Genomic DNA, 2,512 nt, shown 5'->3' with positions numbered 1-2,512 from the left:
ACGGATGCACGGATGCACGGATGCACGGATCTGACATCGGTATATATCCTGTCAAGTCAGGCATTTTGGGGAAATAGCAAATTGAGTTTGGTATTTCCTAATTTAAAAACGTCGACCTTCTCATCTGTTTAAGCCGATACGGCAGTGCAGGATATGTAGTCTAACCAACCTTAAATGAGTAGGCGGTACTTCAGAACTTCAATTGTAACAATTCGGATTAACGCCGCCTGCAAGATCCGCGGGAGCACCTCGTCGACAGCTATTTTCAGAACCGTAGCGTGCCAAACGACAGAGCGGACGCCATAGTCTACTAAACGCTTAAACATGCATTCAAATGCGGATACCGTGTACAATAAAATAAATATTCTTGTCTCAACATTAATTTGCAATTTATACAACATCCCCAAACATACTGAAAATCATCAAATACAAATGATATAAAACCAGCCCAGACTTGGACAAATGCATTTTATTCTAGGCTTCGATTTGAATTGTAGACATTTAGTTTTTAATTTTGGCTGTGATACGATCAATCACAAGACCGAGGAAATCACGATCGGCGAACGACGTCTTGACATAGGCGAACCAAATGAAAAATCTCGCAAGCTTATCAAGATCTCCAATGACAGGATAGCCGGGGTGAGTCTTTGAAATCATTATGCCTCTTTCTAGCACCGTCATGATTGGATTCAAGCCCGAGGGCAATCCACCGGGCTATCGGCCAAGCAGTTTTTTGCTCATTGAAATGGTCCGCAAGATCTTGACCTTCACCGGAAAAATCAGCGATGTGGGATGACTTGATCCGCTTCGCTGCTTTGCGTGCTTCCTTATTCTCCTTCAACTTTTCCTTCAAACGCTCCCAGTTCACGGCGAACTTGATCTGCATAAACAGGCCATCAAAAATTAAATATTGAGAAGGAAAAAATAAAGATTTAAATATCGGTTGAATACGTTCTCGATGTTGTCAAAAATGAATGTAGTAGTTTCAGGACCGATCATTGCTACAATATCAACCGTGTCCGGCGATGAACTTGCGGAAGCCATGATAGCTTGGTTTTTATGATAAGAAGGTTGTACCGGTAAACTGAATTTATAGCGATGTTAGAACGTCTGTATGGTAAGCCTTTACGTCACGCGATAAGACTTGCTGGCAAATCTTATCTGCAAAGCTATATGGTATGGATGTAGGCGATTTAAAAACCCTCCAATTCAAACAACCAAGGCAAATGACTCCAAAAACATCCTGCGACTTAGCTGTACCACATGAATTAATGTTTCAATCAAACGCTATCGAGAACAGAAATTTTCAAAAATTGCTATACCTAAATTTCTCGCTGGGACCGTATGTCCAAGTCATAAAATGACGTAAGCGCATATGTAATCACGTAGAAAAGAGCACCCAGCTGTCTATAAAATGAGTTATTCACGTCTTATTTCTCATCAACTCCCATTATCCGGCCCCATATACAATCTTAAACACTCTTTGATATGGCGTCTCTTCTCACAAGCTGCTTGGGCATGGACTTGCCTGAGATTACGCAGAAGGCCAAGAAGGTGTTTTATTTTATCATTTCGAATTAAATTATGCTTATAGATACGTACTGACTTGGTGTTTTTGACAGCTGGCTTTTGCTCTTGATATCGATGGAACCATAACTCCACCCGGTGCAAATGTTGGCCAGAGAGCCCTTAGAGTTCTCGCAAGGATCCCCGATCAGACTTTTCTTATTACCGCGCAGGCTGAAGATTACGTTCAAAGGATTGGGGTAGGAGACCATCCCAATCTCGTGACCGAGAAGGGCATGATGATAAAGATCAACGACCGGGTCATTCATCGGGCATCTAGCCCTGCTGAAGTCCACAATTTCACCGAGCAGATGGAAAGCCTTATCAGCAGCTTGAGTTATCCTTTTATCCTCAACAAAAAGACTGCTGGTTATGCCGTCGGCTGGAAAGAAGGTGTTGATGAAGCCGAAAATCAGCAGGTTCGTGAACTGATGGACAATCAGGTGTCGGAGAGCGGCCAAAAATTCATTGTGGACGCAACTGCTGCCTTCCTTGATCTCACTCTCAGGGATCTCAGCAAGGCCCAGGCGCTGAAAACTGTGATGGAGAGGGTCCAAGGCAAGACCTGGATCGCTTGTGGCGATAGTGCCAACACTGATGGTCCGATGCTTGTTCAGGCAGGTAGCGGTATCATGGTAGAGAAAAGCTTCCGACAATTTCCAGTCGCTGATGGATATGAAGACATCCTGGAGGTTCTGGAAATAGTTGCAGAAATGGTCGGAAAATGATGTCGCATATCTGCTCCTGTTGTGTGGTTTCGAGCTATGTCTTGTTGTTTTTCTTGTATTCCGATGCGATGTATTTCCCTTTCATATACCAGTCCTTTTATAAATAAAGCTCGATTTTATTCTTTAGTATATGGCTTATTTCGTTGGGTCAATTATTCCATTCTTAGGCTCAGGACTCGTTAAATCAGAGCCAGAAGATAACGGCGGCCGCGATGCAT

2 protein-coding genes are annotated in these 2,512 nt (G+C 43.2%); one reads left to right on the top strand and one right to left on the bottom strand.

What is annotated here, in order from left to right:
* Positions 1-610: 610 nt before the first annotated feature.
* Entirely contained in the window at positions 611-886 is a 276-nt protein-coding gene (locus tag EQW76_RS28585) for a hypothetical protein (RefSeq protein WP_142832610.1), read from the bottom strand.
* A gap of 919 nt (positions 887-1,805) precedes the next feature.
* Between EQW76_RS28585 and EQW76_RS28580 the strand changes: the two genes are divergently transcribed.
* Complete coding sequence (locus EQW76_RS28580; RefSeq protein WP_203452811.1) at positions 1,806-2,294, top strand: HAD hydrolase family protein; 489 nt, start codon at positions 1,806-1,808, stop codon at positions 2,292-2,294.
* Positions 2,295-2,512: the final 218 nt, after the last annotated feature.

The organism is Rhizobium sp. rho-13.1, from assembly GCF_007000305.1.
In the GTDB taxonomy this organism is placed as follows: Bacteria; Pseudomonadota; Alphaproteobacteria; order Rhizobiales; family Rhizobiaceae; genus Rhizobium; species Rhizobium rhododendri.
The sequence above is the reverse complement of the archived record's forward strand: the minus strand, read 5'-3'. Positions and strand labels throughout refer to the sequence as shown.

Excerpts from the sequence above, each read along its gene's own strand:
- EQW76_RS28580 (WP_203452811.1), top strand. The coding sequence starts at position 1,806 with ATGATAAAGATCAACGACCGGGTCATTCATCGGGCATCTAGCCCTGCT.
- EQW76_RS28585 (WP_142832610.1), bottom strand. The coding sequence starts at position 886 with ATGCAGATCAAGTTCGCCGTGAACTGGGAGCGTTTGAAGGAAAAGTTG.